Below are 18,980 nucleotides of genomic sequence, written 5' to 3'. Positions count from 1 at the left end.
GAGCACAAGGTGGCAGCCGATCTATCAATTCCATTAACCCGTAGGCAGACGCTTTTCGCCGGCGCGACGACTACGCTTCTGATCGCGGCCCCGTCTCTTGCCGCGCAGAAGATCGAGAAGCTCAAACACAACGGAGAGGTGCCCATGACCGAACATTTTGTAAAGACCAAGGATGGCGTCGATATTTTCTTCAAGGATTGGGGTCCCAAGGACGCTCAGCCGATCGCTTTCCACCACGGATGGCCGCTGTCCTCGGACGACTGGGACACTCAGATGCTGTTCTTCCTCGAGCATGGTTACCGCGTTATCGCCCATGACCGTCGCGGGCACGGTCGCTCCAGCCAGGTCGCCGACGGCCATGACATGGATCACTACGCGGCTGACGCTTCCGCGGTCTATGAACACCTCAACTTGAAGAACGCCGTCCACATCGGCCATTCGACCGGTGGCGGCGAAGTCGCACGGTATGTCGCCAAGTTCGGCGAACCGCAAGGCCGCGTGGCAAAGGCAGTCCTCGTCAGCGCCGTCCCGCCGCTGATGCTGAAAACCGAAGCCAATCCCGGCGGCCTTCCGATCGATGTCTTCGACGGACTCCGCAAGGCGCTCGCTGCGAACCGCGCTCAATTCTTCCTCGACCTGCCGACAGGGCCGTTCTACGGCTTTAACCGGCCGGGCGTCACCGCCATTCCCGGCACCATCCAGAATTGGTGGCGTCAGGGGATGAGCGGCGGAGCAAAGGCACACTACGACGGCATCAAAGCCTTTTCGGAAACCGATCAGACCGAGGACCTCAAGAAGATCACCGTGCCTACGCTCGTCATGCACGGCGACGACGACCAGATCGTCCCGATCGACGATTCCGCAAAGCTTGCTGTGAAGCTGCTCGAGAACGGCACGCTGAAGGTCTATCCAGGCTATCCCCACGGCATGCTGACGACCCACGCCGACGTGATCAACCCCGATCTGCTGGCTTTCATCAAGGGCTGACATCACTACGCAAATGGCCGAGCGGGAAGTGTTTCCGCTCGGCGGACATGTTGCACCGTTTCAAGCGAGCCCCTTGATAAAAAATCGGGAGCGTTCCCGTGCAGAGGTAGCGCGAGGACCACATCCGGCAGATCTGCGGCGCTAAATACTGCGGTCGCTCTTTACGGACTCGCATTTCTATCGATTATCGGGCTAACAGCGATTTTCTCGATCCAGCCAGTCACAAATGATGTAGCGAACGTCGCTCGGGGCCGTTGCACTTCACTCACGTGGCTGCGGAGCGCGACTCGCTACCTGCAGATTGAACCTGCAATCAATTCCGAATGAAGCGTCCTCACGACGACCGTGGCCATTTCACCCCCACCTAAATCTGCTGCCCCCTAATCCAATCGACGCACGAACGAAAAAGCCCCTGCCCGCGGATGAGACACCGGGGGCAGGGGCAAAGCGCGGCATGCCTGAGGGGGAGACTGCGGCGCGAAGGTCAAAGGAGAGAAACGGCGGATGTATCTCTTCGCTGTTGACCTTCATGCGATCAAACCACGACTGGTCCATGCGGAATTGGCGAATCCGGCACTTTCGGACCTAAGAGATGAGCGCCGACATGCGTCGATCCAGAAGGCTAAATCTTACAATACCGATTTCACTTCTCCGACTACTCCGGATAACGAGCAAAGCGCCAATAGGCCTCGGACAACGGAGCGGTAAAATGCCGGAAGCAAGTGAGAACACAAATCGCCAATCGTTTGCGATCGGAAAGCACAAGATCAATCGCCTTGGTTTCGGTGCTATGCGTATCACAGGGCCCGGCGTCTGGGGTCCGCCCTCTGATCGCGCCGCAGTATTGGCAACCTTGCGTCGTTTGCCGGAAATTGGCGTGAACTTTGTCGACACGGCCGACTCCTACGGGCCCAATGTATCGGAGGAGCTAGTCAAGGAAGCTCTGCACCCCTACCCCGGAATGTTGATCGCTACAAAAGCGGGCTTGACGCGGAGTGGGCCTGGACAATGGGCGCAAAACGGCCGTCCTGAGTATTTGACCGAACAAGCTTGCGGAAGCTTGAGAAGGCTCGGCGTAGGCCGCATCGGTCTGTGGCAGTTGCATCGCATTGATCAACGCGTACCCGCCTCTGAACAGTTCGACGCCATAGCGCGGCTCATCAAGGAGGGGATCATCGAAAACGCGGGATTGAGCGAGGTCTCCGTCGCTGAAATCAAGGAAGCCTCGAAATATTTCACGGTTGCAACTGTACAGAACCGCTACAATCTAATCGATCGAGAGAGTGAAGACGTTCTCGACTACTGTGAAGCAAACAATATCGGCTTCATCCCCTGGTTTCCCCTTGCCTCGGGAGAACTTTCCAAGCCAGGCTCTGCTTTGGACGCGATTGCCCGCGCACATCACGCGACGCCGAGCCAAATCGCGCTGGCATGGATGCTCAGGCGGAGCCCGGTGATCCTCCCCATCCCCGGAACCTCGAATGTCAATCATCTTGAGGAGAATGTCGCGGCACGTAACATCGTCCTTGCCGAGGACGAGTTCGAATTGCTGAACGGGATTGCCGCATAACGGGTGATTGGGCGGGCTCATGGGAGCCTTCCGTAGTCGCGAACCAGCAGGGAGCCGTCGCCATATTATGGCAGATACAACCGTACAGACCGATCGCGCGGCCGCGGGAGCCTCCGGAGACCGCCCCGCCCCCGCTCGAGACCTCATCAAGCGGATGGTATTGCCGGTCGCGGCGGTATCCATTGCGATAGCCGGCGTCTTCTACTCCACCGTCAGATGGGATTCTTGGACTTCATTCTCTCGCTATCAAATGACCAACGACGCGTCGATCGGTGCTGACGTGAGCAATCTAAGTGCTCGCGTCTCCGGAAACATCAAATCCGTCTTGGTCGCCGATTACGCTCGTGTCAGTAAGGGCGACTTGATCGCGGAGATTGATCCCAGCGAGTACGAAGCCGCATCTGCGCTGGCGCATGCTAATCTCCTCGCGGCGAAGACAAGCCGATCGAACTTGGAGCGACAGGAAACACTTCAGCAAGCCGTGATCCAAGCTGCGGAAGCTCAACAGCGCTCCGCTGCCGCCGCCTTTGTTCAAACGGAACTCGAGTTCAAACGACAGCGTAGCCTCGGTCAAGCGAGTACCGAGCAGCGGCTTCAGCAGGCTCAGGCCGCCTTCCTGCAGGCGCAGGCAGCCGTTGAATCGACCATGGCGGCAGTTGACCAACAGAAGGCTCAGCTCGACGTGCTAGACGGCCAACGACCGTTGCTCGACGCTCAGATCGCGGCCCAGCAGGCGAACTTCGAGACCGCTGAACTTCATCGCGGGTTCACGAAGATCCTAGCGCCATTCGACGGCGTGGTTGGCAAGAAGTCTGCACATGTCGGCGACTACGTCGGCGTCGGCAGCGGAATCGTTTCGATCGTCCCCCTCCCCGACGTATACGTGACAGCGAACTTTAAAGAGACGCAGCTCGCCCATATGCAAGTTGGGCAACCTGTCATCGTAGATATCGACGCGTTCGCGAACACCTCCTTCCGCGGAAAGGTTGCCAAGCTTTCGCCGGCAAGCGGGGCGACATTCTCGCTGCTTCCGCCGGACAACGCGACTGGCAACTTCACGAAGGTCGTTCAACGGCTTCCCGTAAGGATCAAACTCGACGAAGGGCAGCCGTTCCTTGACCGGCTCTCCCCCGGGATGTCTGCTGAGGTGACGGTCGATACGGACAGCGTGAACCCATGAGTAATAACCGAGAGATGGCAAGCTCGCCGCCGGTCGCCAATCAGCGTCCGGTGTTCATTGTTGCTGCCTTGCTCCTCGCGTCGTTCGTCGTTGGGTTCGACACGCGGGTGTTTTCAGTCGGCCTTCCGGACCTGCGGGGAGCGTTCGGTCTGGATTTCGATGAGGGTGCTTGGTTCTATACGGCGGCGAACGCTCCACAGATCCTCGTCGCACCAGCCGTTGCGTGGATCATCACGGTTTACGGCGTTCGCAGGGTGATGGTGCCTCTAAGCGTGTCTTACGCGCTTCTATCCCTTTCTATCCCGCTCATCCAAAATCAAGAGCTGCTTTTCGCAGCCCATATGCTGCGCGCCACCGCGCTTGGGGTGTTCATCCCGGCCACTCTCATGATTATCTTCCGGAACCTGTCTCCGGAATATTGGATCGTCGGTCTCGCCATTTACACACTCCGCATTCCACTATCGCAGGCTTTGGGCTTCGCCTTGGTTGGCTTCTATGGAGAAGACTTGGGATGGCAGTGGCTCTACTGGCAAGACGTTGCTTTGGCACCTCTCATCGGGATCTTCCTAATTCTGGGCGCGCCAAAACTGCCGATCGACACCACGCTTCTCGAGAACGCCGATTGGGGTGGCATGTTGTTGCTGGGCGCGTCTATGACCATGCTCTACGTGGGGCTCGATCAAGGCAACCGGCTTGACTGGTTTCACTCTGGATTGATCAACTCGGTTTTCATCGCGGGCGGGATTTTGTTCGTTCTGTTTCTAGCCAACGAAGCCATGGTCTCTCGACCATGGGCCCATGCGAGCGTTTTGCGATCCAGAAATGTCGTGCTGGGCCTCGTTGCCATCGCTGTTTACACCTTGGCGAGCAGTTCAGGAAGCACGCTTGTGCCTGGCTTCATGCAGACCGTTGCAGGCATGCGCCCTTATCAGATCGGCAGCCTCTTCATATTCTATGCGGCGCTTCCCGCATTTCTCTTTGTCGCTATCACTGGCGTACTTCTCAGATATTTCGACCCGCGAGTGATCCTTGTTCTTGGCATGACCGCCACAGGGATCGCCGCGCTTATGGGGCTAAGGGTAACTTCCGATTGGTTTCCCGAGAGCTTCCGTCTGCCGACTTTGCTCAACACGGCAGGCCAGGTCATGACTTTCTTCGCTGCGTTTGTCTTTATCGTTGCAAACTCGGACCCGAAGAGGTCGACCTCCCTTTCGGCCTACATTCAAGTGTTCCGACTTGGAAGCGCAGAAGTCGCCGCGAGCTTCATGTCGACGTTCTTGCGATTTCGTGAGCAGTTCCATTCGAACGCCCTCGGTGTGCATTTGACGGCCGACACACTCCCTTTGCGTCAACATATCGGTGCGCTCAGCCACCTTTTCGGGACTGGCAACGGAGGAAGTGCCAAGGCAATCATCGCGCTATCTAGCTCCGCCAGGACCCAATCCAATGTGCTCGCATACGGCGACAGCTTCCTATCTGCGTTTTGGTTTGCCGTTATTGGATTGCTCCTAGTCGCCTTAATGACAAGGGCTCCCGCAGGACCGTTGAGCCCCAGGCCGATCGTTTTCAAAGCGCAGTGGGCTCTACGCTGCGGGAAAAGAACCATCCACCCCCGCGCAGTGAAGTAGTCTGCCACGACACACGGAGAAACCGATCTTGAATAGAGGGCCTTGTTGTGCCCCGTCCGGTTGAGCCATGGTTGAAGACTATCGTCGGATTCGGTCCCTGATGTTGAGGCTTGGCTGCAACAATTTCCAGTCGGGCGTCTGCCTGGTTGGATGGTATGAAAAACTGTTCAAGCTTCATTCATTCCCAACTTCCGGCTCTTTGCAGACTGCTTCCAGTCGGTGCCCATCAGGATCAATAATGAAGGCGGCAAAGTAGGTGGGTCCATAGTGTGTTCGCAAGCCCGGCGCTCCATTGTCGAGGCCGCCATGGTCCATAGCGGCCTTGTGGAACAAGGTGACCGCGCTTCGACTTGGAGCTGCAAACGCAAGGTGGAAACCGGGCCCCGGACAATGAGCTTCTCCACCTCGGAGCTTGATCGCAAATTTATCGCCACCACCAGGCAGACCGTAGCCTATTGCCTGGCCTGGATCGCCGGGAGCAAGGTCTTCCCAGACCCGGACATAGCCAAGGGGTTCAAAAGTGGCGTCATAAAAAGCAGCTGATCTTTCGATGTCGGCAACGCCAAATGAAATGTGATGCAGCACCGGCTCTCCCTCTTATCGCTTCACTCCCGATTAAAGCGATACTTGTTTTCCTGGCTTTTGCAACTACCGCACGATAGGCGGTTTTGCGATACCGTACATGTCTGCTGTTGGTCGCACTCGGCCCGTTATGAAGCGAAGTTGGCCCCAATTGACGAGACTGCTATGAATATTCTCGAAATCAGGCGGTTCCTTCATTTGCAACCGAACATCGCTCAGCCTCGGGACGAAGCCACTAACGAGCTCACAGGTCAACCGCTTTGACAAGCCGGGGGAACTATTCGTCGGAGCGTTCCAGAATGACCGTTTGGTAGCTGTCGGTGGATTAAATATCGACCTCTACTTGAACGACATCACCGTCGCTCGCGTGCGCGATTTGTACGTGCTTAGAAGTGTGCGCCGTATGGATCGGGCCTCGTTCGCTCTTTTGCGAGGCGCAAATATCGTTCAAAGCTGTTCGACCTTTCGCCGATACCTCGGCGATCGGTAGCCTTGAGCAATGCGCTCCATCTGACCCGGATTTTTTCACCAGGTCAGGTCAAAGTATAGGTAGTGGAAACGAGCATCACTCTCTCGCCCGCGCAACATCCTCAGGTAGCACCTTGCCCGCTTTTGCGCTGAGACGCTGAATCACATAGTTTGCCAGCGCCGCCACTTCCTGGTTCGAGTAGATCGCTTTGAACGCTGGCATCGTCCGTCCGGGCTCTTTAGTCTCGTCGGACGATCCCTGCAGGATGACGCGTATCAAGTTTGCGCCTTCTTGATCGTTCACAGCATGCGCCCCTTGGATGGAGGCGTGAGCATTTACCAGCCCGCTTCCGTCCTTCCCATGACAGCTCGAACAAGCTCCGGCGAAAATGCGAGCGCCCAAAGTGTTCGACGGCTCGGAAGGACTGGATGGCATTTCGGTTACCACTCTCGTGGCTGGGTCTGTAGCAATGGGCGGGACCGTTCTGAGGTACGCGACGATCGCTTTGATGTCCGCCGTAGGCAACTTGCTAAACGAGAGGTCCACGGCTTCGCGCATCGCACTCCCAGCTGGGCCATGGCCCTTGGCGTGCCCGGTTGACAGGAATGAGGTGATGTCCGCGTCCGTCCAAGAACCGATGCCGGTTTCAGGATCACTCGTGATGTTCCATGCCTTCCACCCGTCGACCTCGCCGCCAGACAAAGCCTCTCCCTGCTTTCGCTGGAACATCAAACCTCGAGGCGTATGACACTCACCACAGTGAGCAAGGCCTTCGACCAGGTATGCGCCTCTATTCCACTCATCCCCCCTTGAGGGGTCTGCAGCGAACTCGCTTGATGGCAGGAAAAGCAGATTCCAACCCCGCATAAGCCAGCGCTGATTGAAAGGAAACGAAAGGGAGTTTTCCGGGGCCGGCGCGGCGACCGCTGCGACAGTCCTCAGATACGCCCGGATCGCCAGAATATCGTCGGTGGAAAGAAGGGCGTACGACGTGTACGGGAATGCAGGGTAGAGGTTTTCACCATGCTGACCTACTCCCGACCGAACGGCTCTGACAAACTCGGCATCGCTCCACGAGCCAATACCATTTTCGTTGTCGGAGGTGATGTTAGAGGAATAAATCGTTCCGAATGGCAGTTTGAAAGGAAGCCCGCCGGCGAACGGCTTTCCATCTCGGGTGGTGTGACAGGCAGCACAGTCGGCAGCTATTGTTAGATACTCGCCACGTTCAACCAGTGCCGCCCCTGTCGGCTGTGTTGGACCTGGAGCGACCTCGGGAAGTGAGTGGGGCAGGAAGAAAAACAATCCGGCCCCCAAAGCACCAAGGACCGTTGCGGCCCCCAACACAGCAATAACCTTCGTGGCCCGCTTCATTGTCTTGCTCCTACCTTGTCATTCCGGTGTTCGTTTTGGGGAGGGGTGTGGCTTTGGTCCAATTTCGGTGGGCTCCATCCGCGGCTTACGATCTCGTCGTACCGGGCACGCCTCCCCAGCATTGCTTCCTGAATGACCCTCCCGATGTCGTTGAACCCGGCGACAAAGCGATCGTTGTCAGAGACTCGTTTCTCGTCGTCGACAAGCGATGCCATTCGTGCGAGACCCGCTAAATCCTGCTGGACGAAGGCACTCTTGCGCTTTTCGACTTCGTAAGGGTGCATGCCAAGAGTTTGCAGCGCCAAGCCTGCTGCCTCCACCGAGCTTCCGAATAGCTCGCGAACGATGTGATCTGCGCCTGCCGATGCAAGTCGGTAGTAGTGAATTCTGTCGTATGCCCGTGCGATGATCACGACCCGGGGGTTAGCAGCCCTTGCGCGCTGTACGATTTCCACGGTGCGTTCGGGGTCGTCGATCGCGACCACTAGAAGATCCGCTTTGGCAATCCCGGCTGACGCCAGCAGGTCCGAGCGACCGGCGTCGCCGAAATAGGACCGGACACCAAATTTTCTGAGATCGTCGACGACGTCGGCCCGGTAATCCAGGACGACCGGCTTATGGCCGCTTGCCAACAACATTCGATTGATGATTTGGCCAAAGCGCCCAAGGCCCGCCACGATAACCGTACCAGCACCAGGAACCTCTGCTTCGGCGGGGGCATTTGCAGCCTTTTCGAGTGCCGCCACGACCCGATCGACAACCATGAACAATGCCGGCGTGAGGATCATTCCCAAGGTAATGACCAATATGCCGATTGAAGCTACGGGCGCATCGAGGATGCTCATCTGCTGCCCTAGTGACAATAAGACAAATCCGAACTCCCCCGCCTGCGCCAAGCCAAGCGCGATCAACCAGGAAGCCGAGCCGCGTAGCCGGAACATCCGAGCAAGCGGCAGAAGTATTGCGACTTTGATTACTATGAGCGCGACGGTTGCCGATGCGACGTAGACCCAATTGCCAAGCAAAACAGCCAAGTCGATCTTCGCACCTATGGTGACGAAGAAGAGACCCAGCAACAATCCTTTGAACGGCTCGATATCGCTCTGTAGCTCGTGCTTATATTCGCTGTTCGCCAGCACAACCCCACCGAGGAACGCGCCAAGAGCGGGAGACAGTCCCACAACTGACATGAGGAGCGCGATCGCCACGACCACAAGGAGCGCAAAGGCGGTGAAGATGTCCCGCAAGCCATCCCGCGCGATCGCTCTCATCACCGGGCGGGAGAGATAGTGCCCACCAACGACGACCACAGCGACGGCTCCGAACGTAGCCAGCGCGGCAAGCCAACCCGGCATCGATGACAGAAGGTCCGCGCCGTGCGCGTCGGCGGAGGCGTGACTATTATTCGCCATCAGAGGCAAACCCGCGAGCATCGGGATTACGGCTAGGTCCTGGAACAGCAAGACAGCAAAGCTTGCGCGTCCTCCATCAGATTCGAGTACACCCTTCTCCTCAAGGGTTTGAAGGACGATCGCCGTGGACGACAGGGCTCCGATACAGCCGAAGAGTACCGACTGCTGCCATTCGAAATCCAAAGCCACGCCTATTAAGGTGACCGCAGCGACTGTCAGGATTACCTGAAGTCCGCCGAGGCCAAGCAGCTTTGCGCGCAACCGCCAGACCATTTTCGGATCGATCTCTAGACCGATCAGAAAGAGCATCATCACGATCCCGAGTTCAGATAAAGACTCGAGATACTCGGAACCGGTATTGGCCATATGCAGAACCGGCCCCATGAAGACGCCGGCCGCAATGTATCCCACAACCGAACCCAGGCCCAGGCGTCTCGACACGAATACCGCTCCCACGGCACAAGCAAGATAAGAGAACGCGGAGAAAACAATGGCTGTCATGCCGCGATCCTCGCCAGCATCTCAGCCACATCTTTCGTCTGGATCTCAGGGAGATCGAAGAGGGTGGAACTATCGAACGAGTCTGACGCGAGTGTCTCCAGAAAAACGGGGTACGCCTCGATGTGCATCCTCGCCTCCGTGGTTTCGATATGGTTGGCAGCATGAAGAACGAACGGCGGAAGAAACGTCATTCCGCACAGTTCCGCGGTCTGCCGTAATGGCAGCAAGAAATCCGGAAACGGATGTTTATTTCCGCCCAGCTGAGAGTAGTCGGCGGCACTGCCTCCCGTGGTCACGCTCGCGATCACGGTCTTGCCTGCCAGCCTCTTTCCCTTGGGGCCATAAGCAAATCCATATTCCAAGACGAGATCTTGCCATTGCTTCAGAAGAGCGGGCGTTGAGTACCAAAAGAGCGGGAATTGCAGCACGATGATGTCGTGCGCAAGCAGTCGCTCCTGCTCTTTCTCGATATCAATCTCAAACCGCGGATATTCTCCGTAGAGGTCAACAAGGGTTACGCTGTCGAGCTGCTTCGCCCTCGTTGCCATCGCTAGGTTGATGCTTGTGTTTCGCTGCGCTGGGTGCGCGAACACTACGAGGACTCGCTTCAAATCGCCGTTCCTTAGTAGAGACGTTAAGCCGCGTGACGGCCGTTGTGCCTCTCTATCGCAGCGGCTTGGAACGATATTGGATGATTGAGCCTCCAAGTCGTCGCGGGCAACCGCGACGACAGGATCGGACAAAAACAATGAGCGCAGGACTGCGCGATCCTTTTAAGACGCGCTGGTTACGCGCGCTCCCTGACATCGTGCGCAAAGGATGCTCTGCGCTTTACCCAGACCTGCGTCCGCCTACGCGGGCTTGGAGGGTGCAGTGACGTTCGCGAAGAGCATGTTCAGGCCTTCCGTGATCGTCGGATGCGCGAAAATCCCATCGCGAAGGGCGGTAAAGGGCAAGCCCGCCAGGATCGCGATCTGAACCACACTCATCACCTCACCTGCATTGATGCCGAGCATGCTGAAGCCCAGGATATTGTCGCTGTCTGCTGCGACAATCGCCTTCATGAACCCTTTTCGGTGAGAGAGCGTTCGGGCCCGAGGAACAACATCCATTGGAAGCTTTGCTACACGGTACGGTGTTCCATCCTTGTTCAACTCGCCCTCGTTCCTGCCGATGCGAGCGAATTCGGGATCGATGAAGACGCAGTACGGGATCATTCGGTCCGCCGTGCGGCGCGTGCCGCCGGACATCGCACTCTTGACGATGCGGTAATCGTCCAGGGATGCGTGGGTGAACATCGGTGTACCAGCCACCTCGCCCATCGCCCACACGCCGGCCGCGGATGTTCGCAGCTGCCCGTCTACCTTAATGAAGCCGCGCTCATCGGTTTCGATTCCGGCGATCTCCAGACCGATGTCGGCCGTGTTCGGCGTCCTACCCGACGCGACCAAGACGTGCGACCCAGCGAACGAACGACCATCCGCACTTCGGATAGTTACGCCTTCGCCAGATCGGCCTGAGACTTGCAGATCAAACGCACCAAGGGCAACCTCGACGCCTTCATCCGACAGAATTTTCAGAATAGCCTCGCCGACGTCAGCATCCTCGCGTGGGGCGAGACGAGCAGCGCGCTCAATTATCACCACCTCGGCACCCAGTCTTCTGAACGCCTGCCCCAGCTCCATGCCGATGTATCCGCCGCCAACCACCAGCAGCCGCGTCGGAAGATCCCCGAGCTGAAGGGCTTCGATATGGGTGATCGGGTTTGCTTCCTTGAGGCCAGGGATGTTGGGCACCAGCGCCGAGGTACCCAGGTTCACAAAAACCTGCTCGCCTTCTACGACCCGGGCACCCCGCGCTGTTTGAACCTCGATTGTCTTGGGAGCGACGAAGCGACCGCGTCCAAGCACCAAATCGAAGCCACTGGCATCAAAGCCGGCTTGGTTTGTCGCAACCATCTCAGCCACCACTCGCGCCGTGCGATCTCTGGCATGCTCAAGGTTGTTGCGAACATTGTCCGCTACCACTCCGAACTCGTGCATATTTCTCGCGAGGTGCGTGATTTCAGCGCTCCGGATCAATGTCTTGCTCGGTATGCATGCCACATTGATGCAGGAACCACCGATCATACCGGCCTCGACCACGGCCACCTTCTTGCCGGCTTTTGACTGGTCCATCGCCAGTGTCTTGCCGGCTTTACCGCCGCCAAAGATTAGGATGTCGAACTTCTCTACTTGGGTCATTTGCGCCTCGCTGCTTATCGGGGGGCATAAAGCCATCGCTCAATCGGCCGGTATTGTAAGATGCGGCTGTGCGCCGCCATTCGAAAGCTCGATCGTCAAAGATGGATGGGTTGCGTTGAAGTAACTGTCCGGTGTTCGACACCAGGAGCACGCAAATGACCCACACTATGGACATGGACAATGTCACGATGGAACTGGTCGATGGCCTGAAGATTAGGCTTATCGAGTCGGACAGGCGATTAGGCATCCCGATCTTGATGACCGCGCCCTGGCCCGAAAGCTTGTTCGCCTTCGATTTCGTCTGGGCAGAAATTGCCTCTCTCGGCTCGGTCACGGCGATCGATCTGCCTGGCTTCGGCATGTCGCAAGGACGGGCGGATCTTATGTCGCCCTCGGCAATGAGCAAGTTTCTTGTGAAAATAATGGATGCTCTGAAGCTCGAGAAAGCGCACGTCATCGCACCCGACGTCGGAACACTAGCTGCCCTTTTCGCCGCTAGCGAATTCCCCGAGCGGTTCGAGAGCATCATTGGAGGTAGCGGAGGCACCAAGATGGAACTCCTCGGAGAGCCATTGCGGCAGATCGCATCGTCGTCCAGAGCCGATTTCGACGGATCGGACGGGGGCGATCAGGTGTATCAGCTTATATCGTCGACGGCGAAAGCTCCGCTCTCCGAGTTCACCCTGCGGGACTACAAACGGTCGTCATCGGGTCAGCGCTGGAACGAGGCGGCTGATTTTGTGCGTGCTTACGAAACCGACCTGCCAAAGCTCGAAAGCCTCCTTGGCGACATTACGGTGCCCACGCTCATCATATCGGGTAAAGACGATCCGTTCGTTCCACCCGCCAACGGAGATTTTCTCAGAAAAAGCATGCCCCGTTGCCGTGCCGAGGTTCTCGACGCGGGGCATTTCGTGTGGGAAGACGCCGCCCAGGAATACGCCTCTCTGGTGATCGCCTGGATCAACGGCGACTACAGCAAGGTCTGAATGACGCGCAAAAACGCCTGATCGAGATCGTAACCGATCAGGCAATCTTTCGAAGGTCAGAGACGGTGGCGTGACCGACAATATCCTCACGCCGTTGCGTCCGGCCTTCGATATCCTTCAGGAGCCCTCCCACGCCCATTCGGGCGATCACAGCTCGGCTGACTTCTTCTCCGGCGATCACGCGATCCAGTATGAAGTCCAAACCGTTCATCGCCGGACTCCTGGCACATCCCGGCGCACCGATTATGATTGTCCCATCGACGCGTCCCACGACTGCCAGATTTCCGGGGTCCACAGGCATGCCGACCCGCTCGACCTGCCCGCCGGCAGCTCGTATCGCCGATGGAATGACATCATGTGCGTCGGAGACAGCCGACGCACCGAATACGATAATCATGTGGGGCCGATGTCGCTGGATTGTGCTCTCGGATAGAAGAGCATTCGCAAGAGGAACGACTGAATGATCGACGACGATTTCCGAAATCACTTCGCTATCTCGAACGAGCAATCGATCAGAGGTAACCCGAACGGTTTTCGCGAGCGTCTTCGGGCTCACTCCTTCTGAGACCGTCGAGACTATCGTTGCCGTGTGGGATATGAACGGTTTTACAAGAAGTGGGGCAGCGCTCGATGCGCTTCGAACGGCTTCAGCGGCCGACTGTCGGAGTACTGCAAGTGGTATGATTTTTATCGTTCCAACGAGGTCACCCGCTGCGACCTGTGAATAGTCGTTCAGGCAGGCAAAAGTAATTGCATCGTCGATCGCATTGAAATCGTCTATCAGTGGCTGGTTCGCCCGGAGAAGTCCGCTGGACGTTGAGTAAAGATTGATTCGGCCACCGACGGCCGCCCTGGCCTCAATGTCTTCTGAAACAAATGGACGGCTCACAATTTCCGCAGCGGTTGTTTCGTCGACCTCGCTTGGCTCGAGGCGGTGCACGACAATCTGGTGCACACCTTCCCCCAAAAGAAGGCGGACGTCATGGGCTGAGAGGAGATGTCCCTTCTGGAAAGTTCGCTGGCTTGTGATCAGACGATGCGCGAGCATCGCGCCCATGCCCGCTGTCGTTTCAATTCTGCCGAACATCATCCATGCTCCGAATTGGAGATCGGCGGTGAGCGATGATTTCCCCCAGGATCGCGAGCACCGATGTTAAGGCCTATCGGTGCTCGGATGCGCTCCAGTGCGCTATAGGCGTATCCACGTTCTACAAGACGGCTCGTCCTTGCAAGATGTGTTTTCAGCATTAGGCTGCCACGGCATCTGCGAAAGGAAGGGATCGCAACCGCTTCCCAGTGGCCGCAAAGATTGCGTTCCCGAGCGCGCCCGCGACACTTGCGGTTCCTGCCTCCCCCACACCGCCCGGCAACTCAGCGCTCCTTACTTGATGAACCTCGATTTTCGGAGCTTCGTTGATGCGCAGCACCCGGTACATGTCGAAGTTCGATTGATCCACCGCGCCGTCGGTAAAGGTCACGGCATTGAACATCGCACTGCTCAAGCCGAAGATGACGCCACCTTGCATCTGCGCTTCGACCGTGTCCGGATTTACCACCACGCCGCAGTCGACGGCTATGACCGAACGCAGGAGCTTGACCTCCTTTTCGGCACTTACCTCGATTTCGATGATGTGCGCGAGATATGTACCGAACGCGAATTGAAGGCTGATTCCCCGCCCTTGACCCTCGGGAAGCGGATTGCTCCAACCCGCCTTCTCTGCCGCCAGGTTCAGTACAGCTAGGGCTCTGGGGTTTTTGGTGAGCATCTTGCGCCGAAATTCGAGCGGATCTTGCTTTGTGGCGTGCGCCATCTCGTCCACGAAGCTCTCGACAACAAATACGTTATGAGTGGCCCCGACGCCTCGCCACCAGGCAGTCACGAGGCCCTCCGGTTCGAAACGCACGAACTCCGCAAGGACAGACTTTTCGTCGTATGGTGTCTCGGCCGCGCAATCGAGCGCGTCCGGATCAATGCCGTTCACGAAGGCGGGTGGAGCCCAGCGCGCCAGGACCGAGGAACCGGTAACACGATGGGTGCGTCCGACAAGGTTACCGTCCTTGTCGAGGCCGGCGGCGACCCGGTCGTAGTAGTAAGGCCTGAAGAAGTCGTGGGTCATGTCCTCTTCACGAGTCCACACAAGCTTCACCGGATACCGTATGTCCTTGAGTAGCTTCGCGCCGATCTCGATCGTGTCGATGTCGAGCCGGCGACCGAATGCTCCGCCGATGAGAAGGTTGTTCACCTTGACTTTTTCCGGCGGAAGACCCGTTGCACCCGCAACGGCGTTTTGGGCGCGAACGGGCACTTGGGTTCCCACCCACAACTCCGCGCTGTCGTCCTGGATATGCAATGTGCAGTTCATTGGCTCGAGCGCCGAGTGCGACAGGAAAGGCGACTGATATACAGCCTCCAATTTTACCGCTGCGCCAGCGATGGCGGCCTCGGCGTTGTCGACGTTTCGGACAACCACGCCCTTCTCGTGCGAAGCTTTTTCCATCTTGCCCACGATGGTGTCCAGCGTCACCGATGCATTTGCGCCGGCATTCCATTCTATGGAGAGCGCGTCCAAGCCTTGCTTGGCAGCCCACATATGATCTGCAATAACCGCGATAGCGTCATCGGTCTTCACGACCTCTTTGACGCCGCTGATGGCAAGTGCCGCCGCCTCATCGAACTTCGCCAGCTTCCCGCCGAGAACAGGCGGCATGGCGAGGGTCGCGATCTTCATTCCCGGGAGCTTCACGTCGATGCCGTAGACAAGCGACCCGTTCACCTTTTCCGGGGTATCGATACGCTTCGCTCTTGTTCCGATGATCTTGAATTGCGACGGCTCCTTGAGCGGCGGATCCTTGGGTAGCGGAATCGCCGCTGCCATGGGAGCCAAGTCGGCGTAGGTCAGCGACCTAGCAGTGCCATCGTGAAGCACCTTGCCTCCATCGACGCGACATTCGTCTACCGGTACGCCCCATTCCTTTGCGGCCGCCTCGATGAGCATCGTGCGGGCCGCAGCCCCAGCTTGACGCAGGCGCACCCAATCGGCCCGCGTCGAGGTCGAGCCCCCGGTCGCCTGGTCGTAGAGCAATGGATCCATGTACTTGGACAGGTCTGGCGGAGCTGCTTCAACTTTCACCTGGTCGAGACCGACTTCCAGTTCCTCCGCCATCAACATGGCGCTCGAGGTGTAGATGCCTTGGCCGACCTCGGTATGGGGCATGATGAGAGTGATGCCAGCGGTGTCGATCTTGACAAAGGCGTTGGGGACGAAGGGGCTCTGATTTGCTGCTGCGGCGCTAGCCGCGCCCTTGCTGGATCGCGGCATCTGCACCGCGAGCAGGAGGCCGGCGGTGCCAAGGACGGTGCCTTTTAGGAAACCGCGTCTCGAATGGAGGTTCTCGATCATTTCAGTGCCTCATGCGGTAACGGAGTGGATGGCTTCGCGGATGCGGACGTAGGTGCCGCATCTGCAGATATTTCCAGACATGGCCTCATCGATCTCGGCGTCCGTCGGCTTGGGATTAGATGCCAGGAGCGACGTTGCGGACATGATCTGGCCAGACTGACAGTAACCACACTGCACGACTTCCTTGTCGAGCCACGCCGCCTGCACTTTCGCGCCGATTTCCGTCGCGCCGACCCCTTCGATCGTGGTGATCTTCTGGCCGTCGATCATGTCCATGGTCGTTTGACAGGCCCTTACAGCCATGTCGTCAAGATGGATGGTGCAAGCGCCACACTGGGCAATGCCACAGCCGAACTTCGTACCCGTCATCCCGAGAATATCCCTGAGAACCCAGAGCAAGGGCATGTCATCGGGAACGTCTACCTGATGGCTTTGACCGTTTATCGTAATGGTTTTCATGGCGTTCTTCCCTGGTTATTTAGTTGCAAGGGTCTTGAGGTACGCGATCACGTCAGCTCGATCGGAGTCCTTGGGAAGAGCCAAGTTCATGCGAGTGCCTTTGACGATCGCTTGGGGGAACTTGAGAAATTGGTCGAGAGTTGCCTCGTCCCACGTCAGCCCGGAATTTTTCATGGCAGCAGAATAGGTGTAGCCAGTTGCGCTCGCTGCTGGCCGCCCGACGATGTTCGCGAGACCGGGTCCGACCCGTTTCTCCTCCCCTGTTGCATGACAGGCGTTGCACCTCGCGAAGAGCTTCTTTCCCATTTCAGCGTCGCCATCTGCTTTGGCACTTGCGGCAATCGCAATGCCAAGCGCTGCAGCAGCAGTGATCAGACGCAATGTCTTGTTCATTTCTATTCTCCGTCAGGGAACTAGGTCTCGGTGGCTGGACACCGCACAGGCAACGTCGGCTGGTCGTTCATCCGGCCAAAGCCTGCACGACCGGTGGCAGAAGCCTTGTCCATCGCGGACAGGAGGCCGACAGAGAGCGCAATGACGGGTCACCGCGTCTCCATTTAAGGGGCGTAGTTCCGGCGATCCGCTTGAATATTTTCGACAGATGGGCCTGATCGCTCAATCCGCATATCTGCGCGATATGACTGAGGGAGTCTTCGGTCATCAGCATGAGGAATTTGGCGGCGTCGATGCGGCGAGCCAGCACGTATTCATAAGGAGACTGTCCGAAGGAAACTTTGAAGCCCTTGGAGAATCTGCTGGCACTTAGTCGCACTTGCCGCCCCAACTCGACGACTCTGATACGACTGTCGATATGATCATCGATGTACCGAGCGATCTTTGCTTTCTGCCATTCGGTCAAACCCGCAACGGGCCTTCCCCTGGCGCTCCTCGGCGACTTTGGCGAATGGAGTTCCAGCGTTTCCAACTCCGAACGCCTCGCCAACTGATCCTGTCGCGCCGAAATCAAGCCTGGCTCGCCGGATGGGGGAGTCGTGAACGGATAAACGTTTTGCACGGTCAGGCTCCATTCGTCAGTTTCCGATTGCCGGAGACTAGCTTCGTGCCCAAGCCAGCACGAGTTAAGCGTTGTTAAGTGTCGTTATAGCCGTTGCCTGGTCGTGCAAGGCTTACAGCTCGACCCCAATGGTGCTCCGGATGCGTGGGCTTTTCCGTCGCAACTTGATCATACAAGACGGGGTTCGTCAGGAGCCTTATCGCGGTACGGTGGGTGCGCTCTATTTGGCAGATTGCCAATTACGTGAAGGAATTTTCCGTGCAGGAGATACTGAACTCGACCTTCAAGGAGCTTGCGGGGCGGGTTGTCGTACTGACGAATGTCAACCATGGCGTTGGTATTGCTACCGCCCGCCTACTCGCATCTGCAGGGGCCGACCTCGCCCTGACTACAGAGGGCGACGAGTTGGATCCCGCGTTGTTCGAAGAGTTGCGCCAACACGGCGGTCGTGTCGAGACTTTCACTTGGCCGAGCCAGGCATCGGGCCTCGAGTGTGGTCGTCTCAGTCGCGGCATCGCCGCGTCAATGGGCCAGATTGACGTCCTTATCACGAACGCGAACTACCGCACCCACTGGCAAATCGACGATGTGGACGTGGATGAAGATGCTCTAGACCAACAGTATGTAGCGACCGTGAGAGCAGTTACGACGCTGGTGCGTGCCACCGTAAGGTTCATGGTGCCGGGCTCGAGAATTATCGCTTTGAGCGCAAGCCTCGCCGATCGCGTGGGCTCTCCCGGACTGGCTGACTACGCAGCCAGCAAGGCTGCGATCACCGCATTTTGCCGTGGAGCGGCTCATGATCTGGGTCCACGCGGAATAAACGTAAATGTGATCCAATTGGGCTCGATCAACACTGAGTTTCAGGGTGCGTCGCGTGAGATGTTGGAAGCCGAGATGCAGTCTAACGTCCTCAAACGGCTCGGAACCGCTGAGGAGGTGGCCAACGCCATCCGCTTCCTGGCCGGACCCTCATCGTCGTTTATCACAGGCAGTGTTCTAAATGTTGACGGCGGTTACAACGCATAGCTGCGCAATCGGCGCTATATCCCGCGCTTACCCTTTCAAATTCGTTGCGAACGACTGTGGGGTAGTCTAGTCGAATTTATAGCGGCTTGATTGTAATCTAGGCGTCGTGTCAACGAAGCGTCTGGACCGCAATCGACCGGA

General features: G+C 57.6%; 16 protein-coding genes. 6 read left to right on the top strand and 10 right to left on the bottom strand.

The window, feature by feature from the left end; translation table 11 throughout:
* The first annotated feature begins 144 nt into the window (after positions 1-144).
* From AC1DE4_RS03390 to AC1DE4_RS03375, 4 genes are all read left to right on the top strand, one after another.
* Complete coding sequence (locus AC1DE4_RS03390) at positions 145-987, top strand: alpha/beta fold hydrolase (protein ID WP_477879914.1); 843 nt, start codon at positions 145-147, stop codon at positions 985-987.
* 709 nt (positions 988-1,696) lie between these two features.
* Entirely contained in the window at positions 1,697-2,557 is an 861-nt protein-coding gene (locus AC1DE4_RS03385) for an aldo/keto reductase (RefSeq protein ID WP_477879912.1), read from the top strand.
* A 67-nt stretch (positions 2,558-2,624) separates the two neighbouring features.
* The gene (locus tag AC1DE4_RS03380; protein WP_477879910.1) at positions 2,625-3,737 is read left to right on the top strand and encodes an HlyD family secretion protein; all 1,113 of its coding nucleotides are present in this window, start codon (positions 2,625-2,627) and stop codon (positions 3,735-3,737) included.
* Between the two features lie 14 nt (positions 3,738-3,751).
* Positions 3,752-5,365 (top strand): MFS transporter, encoded by a 1,614-nt coding sequence (locus AC1DE4_RS03375; protein WP_477879908.1) that lies wholly within the window; start codon positions 3,752-3,754, stop codon positions 5,363-5,365.
* A gap of 174 nt (positions 5,366-5,539) precedes the next feature.
* Here the strand turns inward: AC1DE4_RS03375 and AC1DE4_RS03370 are convergent, their stop codons facing one another.
* The 5 genes from AC1DE4_RS03370 to AC1DE4_RS03350 form a co-directional block, all read right to left on the bottom strand.
* Entirely contained in the window at positions 5,540-5,950 is a 411-nt protein-coding gene (locus AC1DE4_RS03370; RefSeq protein ID WP_477879906.1) for a VOC family protein, read from the bottom strand.
* 562 nt (positions 5,951-6,512) lie between these two features.
* On the bottom strand, positions 6,513-7,790 hold the full coding sequence (locus tag AC1DE4_RS03365) for a c-type cytochrome (protein WP_477879904.1): 1,278 nt from the start codon (positions 7,788-7,790) through the stop codon (positions 6,513-6,515).
* Positions 7,787-9,703 (bottom strand): cation:proton antiporter domain-containing protein, encoded by a 1,917-nt coding sequence (locus AC1DE4_RS03360; protein ID WP_477879902.1) that lies wholly within the window; start codon positions 9,701-9,703, stop codon positions 7,787-7,789. Before AC1DE4_RS03360 ends, AC1DE4_RS03365 begins: the two co-directional genes overlap by 4 nt.
* Positions 9,700-10,314: an NAD(P)H-dependent oxidoreductase gene (locus AC1DE4_RS03355; protein ID WP_477879900.1), complete on the bottom strand. Its 615-nt coding sequence runs from the start codon at positions 10,312-10,314 to the stop codon at positions 9,700-9,702. Before AC1DE4_RS03355 ends, AC1DE4_RS03360 begins: the two co-directional genes overlap by 4 nt.
* Before the next feature lie 240 nt (positions 10,315-10,554).
* The gene (locus tag AC1DE4_RS03350; RefSeq protein WP_477879898.1) at positions 10,555-11,946 is read right to left on the bottom strand and encodes an FAD-dependent oxidoreductase; all 1,392 of its coding nucleotides are present in this window, start codon (positions 11,944-11,946) and stop codon (positions 10,555-10,557) included.
* Between the two features lie 155 nt (positions 11,947-12,101).
* Between AC1DE4_RS03350 and AC1DE4_RS03345 the strand changes: the two genes are divergently transcribed.
* The gene (locus AC1DE4_RS03345) at positions 12,102-12,935 is read left to right on the top strand and encodes an alpha/beta fold hydrolase (protein ID WP_477879896.1); all 834 of its coding nucleotides are present in this window, start codon (positions 12,102-12,104) and stop codon (positions 12,933-12,935) included.
* A gap of 37 nt (positions 12,936-12,972) precedes the next feature.
* Here AC1DE4_RS03345 and AC1DE4_RS03340 read toward each other — a convergent pair whose 3' ends face one another.
* The 5 genes from AC1DE4_RS03340 to AC1DE4_RS03320 form a co-directional block, all read right to left on the bottom strand.
* Positions 12,973-14,025 (bottom strand): molybdopterin-binding protein, encoded by a 1,053-nt coding sequence (locus tag AC1DE4_RS03340; protein ID WP_477879894.1) that lies wholly within the window; start codon positions 14,023-14,025, stop codon positions 12,973-12,975.
* 157 nt (positions 14,026-14,182) lie between these two features.
* Positions 14,183-16,336 (bottom strand): xanthine dehydrogenase family protein molybdopterin-binding subunit, encoded by a 2,154-nt coding sequence (locus tag AC1DE4_RS03335; RefSeq protein WP_477879892.1) that lies wholly within the window; start codon positions 16,334-16,336, stop codon positions 14,183-14,185.
* 9 nt (positions 16,337-16,345) lie between these two features.
* Complete coding sequence (locus AC1DE4_RS03330; protein WP_477879890.1) at positions 16,346-16,795, bottom strand: (2Fe-2S)-binding protein; 450 nt, start codon at positions 16,793-16,795, stop codon at positions 16,346-16,348.
* Positions 16,796-16,810: 15 nt separating this feature from the next.
* Positions 16,811-17,188: a c-type cytochrome gene (locus AC1DE4_RS03325; RefSeq protein WP_477879888.1), complete on the bottom strand. Its 378-nt coding sequence runs from the start codon at positions 17,186-17,188 to the stop codon at positions 16,811-16,813.
* A 67-nt stretch (positions 17,189-17,255) separates the two neighbouring features.
* Positions 17,256-17,810 carry a helix-turn-helix transcriptional regulator gene (locus AC1DE4_RS03320; RefSeq protein WP_477879886.1) on the bottom strand — a complete coding sequence of 185 codons (555 nt, stop codon included), beginning with the start codon at positions 17,808-17,810 and terminating at the stop codon, positions 17,256-17,258.
* 258 nt (positions 17,811-18,068) lie between these two features.
* Here AC1DE4_RS03320 and AC1DE4_RS03315 point away from each other — a divergent pair, with 258 nt between their 5' ends.
* Positions 18,069-18,839, top strand: a complete 771-nt coding sequence (locus AC1DE4_RS03315; RefSeq protein WP_477879884.1) for an SDR family NAD(P)-dependent oxidoreductase — start codon at positions 18,069-18,071, stop codon at positions 18,837-18,839.
* Positions 18,840-18,980: the final 141 nt, after the last annotated feature.

The sequence above is a fragment of the Rhizobium sp. 10N414 genome (assembly GCF_056394785.1).
The sequence above is the reverse complement of the archived record's forward strand: the minus strand, read 5'-3'. Positions and strand labels throughout refer to the sequence as shown.